The following is a 2711-nucleotide window of genomic DNA, read 5'->3' as shown; positions in this document are numbered from 1 at the left end:
GTCATTCAAAAAATTAGAAGCTGAGGTATAGGATTCTTCTTGAAGAATCACAGAGATTCCTGCTAATTGACATTTATAACTAATCATCTCAATTAATCGAGCATTAGGGATGGTCACAAATTTTTGATTGTTGACTTTTCCTAAGTTTACTTCTTGTTTCCACCCTGGATTATTACCAATAACTAAAGTAGTAATTTGTTGGTCAACTAAGAGCTTAACCAAATAACGACTAGCTTTATGAAGATAATCATCTACTTTCTGATTACGACAGCGAGTTAAACGGCGAATCCTCTGGGAACTTTGACGATTGCCTTTTAACAGAGATTGTAACTTAGCCCGACGTTGGTTATAAAATTGATTCAGGCTTTTTAACGGTCTGCCATTAATCAACAAAGGGATAAAGTCCGGTTGATTTGAAGTTACAGCCATCAAATTATCTATGCCTAAATCTAGCGCAGCTATCTTTTCATTAGGAGCTAATAACTGTTCAGTTTTCTCATAAATTACCTCGATTACATAACAATCACATTTAGGAACTATTCTAACTTCTGCTATGCGCTCCTCTACTCTCGTCGGCAAGGCAATTGAAGTACCTGATAGTTTGACTAACCCTTGCCTAAGACCTACTTTGCTTAGGGATTGAATCGTGTAAACTAAGAGATTTCGTCCTTTTTTTGGCTCCTTATAGCCAGGGATTTTGGGTTTGACCAGAAATTTATCGGGGTGACTTTTAAACTCCGATGAAGCGGCAAAAAATGATGGCCAGTTTTTGTCTAATCCTCTTAAAACTTGTTGGGAAACTTTAGCGGGTAAAGCTTGATACTGTTCTGTCTTTTTCATGAGAGAGGCCATCTGATTATAGGTCAAATAGCCATGGCCATAAATGAAGTTTTGTCGGATTAAATAATTGGCTGAGTTGTAGAGATTTTTAGACTGCCAAGATAAATTATCTATCTCAGCCCAAAATCGATGTCCTTTCTTGATAATGTGTCTTTCGGCTACTAACATTATTGTCCGTTGTCTTTTAACTCAGCGTCGGGTTTTGAAGGGTTGTCATCCGTTGTCATAATTGTACCAGAAGGCAATTGATAGCCTGTTAAATTCCCTTGTTTCCACCACCTCCAAGCCGTTCGATAACTTATTCCTGTTTTTTTTGCCTAGTCCGATAGTTTTGTCTGTACATATTGCCATGAATGACTATATATGACCATATTTGTATTGAAACTTTACAATACCATTTTTCCTTATTCTTGGCAGGTATCTTACCCCCCTGAGGGGTTGGGGGGTCTTGCCTCTTGCCCGTTGCCTCGTCTCAACAGGCAATTTAAACGCGCGAGCAGCTTACAGCCTATTGCTGTTCCATAAAAGTCCGCACCGTACCATCAGAACCAAGCACCAGACGCAATTGGGGATTACCGGGGACATCGAGGGGAGAAACAAAAGGTTGATTGAGCAGGGGCATATTAGTGCGATCGAGATAGATTTTCGCCGCCTGTCCCAGGGGAATAATCTGTTTTAGGGAACCATCCTGATTTAAGACCAAACGGTACTCTAGAGTATGTTTGAGACTTTCCGGCGGTTGCCAACGGGATTGAAAATATTCTCTGGTTTCTGCCACTTGGGGAATTGTATCTAGTAAATTCGTCTCTGGGGCTTTAGCGGTGCTTGTGGGCGGTTTGGGGTCTAAATTGGCATTTTCGGGGTTAATAGGGCTTATAGGCGGTAAATTCGGCAATTTTGGCGGTGCTGGAGTCGGATTCATCGTGGTGGGGGGAAGATTTGCCAGTGCATTTGTACCCTGATCGCCAGTGACGGGGGGGGCAGTAATCGGGATTTTCTGATTATTCGGTTCAATTACGATCGCCGTGCCGCCAGGACGCGAACCTGTGACTGGTGGCGGCGGTAAAGTGGGCGGCGGAATCACCAGGGGGACGCTAGAGGGGCGAACTGGGGCTGGAACGGTTCCCACGGGTGGCGGTGGCGGTAAAGGGGTTTTATTGCCCAAATTTGCCGGTAACTGCGGGTTTGGGGCGGCCGTTCCCGTGGGGGGTAAAGGCAGCGTTGGCAAGGGTTGGGGAATCTTGGCACTATTGGGATCAGTGGTTAAATCATTGTTGGCCACTTGTTGCTGTTGATAAAATGCGATCGCTATTCCCCCGATAGTTATTAGGGCTGAGGCGATTAATCCCGTCCACATCAGGGCATTTTTTCGAGTTTTCTGGCGAATTAATGGGGTTATTAGGGGACTTTCATGGTTATATTCCCCTAAAGCATTGGCTAGATCGAATAATTGCGATGTGGTTAATTCGATCTCCTGTTTATCCCGATCGGTTAGCAGGGAACCTAAAAATAATTGATGCTGCAGAAGTCCCTGACAACGGAGAGAAGGCAAGGAGGGGAGATGGCTTTCGGGGGAACCACTAGCCACGAAAGAGAGGGTAGAAACGGGACTAGAGAGTAAATTCTGCACATAATTAGCGACAATTTCCCCTAGGAGTTGTAATTGTGTGCGATCGCCTTTGATCGTCACCTGTTTTTCCTCACTCAATCTAGGATCATCAAAGCGCAATTGAAAGTGGGCATCGTTTAAGACATTTTTACCTAGCCAAACCGCCAGAGGCGAACTATTTCCCCAAATTTCTAGGGTACAGGTGGGGGGTGTATATTTGCGAATTAGATTACTCATTTTTAGTTAAGTAGTTGGACAAAAG

General features: G+C 43.8%; 2 protein-coding genes. Both read right to left on the bottom strand.

Going from position 1 to position 2711, the window contains the following annotated elements; translation table 11 throughout:
* Positions 1–1008, bottom strand: a 1008-nt coding sequence (locus PX636_RS21810) for an RNA-guided endonuclease InsQ/TnpB family protein (protein ID WP_288118856.1), incomplete at its 3' end; no start/stop codon positions are given.
* 340 nt (positions 1009–1348) lie between these two features.
* Positions 1349–2686, bottom strand: a complete 1338-nt coding sequence (locus PX636_RS21805; protein WP_002797019.1) for a DUF4335 domain-containing protein — start codon at positions 2684–2686, stop codon at positions 1349–1351.
* Positions 2687–2711 lie beyond the last annotated feature (25 nt).

Source organism: Microcystis sp. M53598_WE2, from assembly GCF_030067735.1.
In the GTDB taxonomy this organism is placed as follows: domain Bacteria; phylum Cyanobacteriota; class Cyanobacteriia; order Cyanobacteriales; family Microcystaceae; genus Microcystis; species Microcystis aeruginosa.
This window is presented reverse-complemented; position numbering and strand designations above follow the sequence as displayed.

Bases quoted from the DNA above. Each gene is read 5' to 3' on its own strand.
- PX636_RS21805 (WP_002797019.1), bottom strand. From the start codon at position 2,686: ATGAGTAATCTAATTCGCAAATATACACCCCCCACCTGTACCCTAGAA.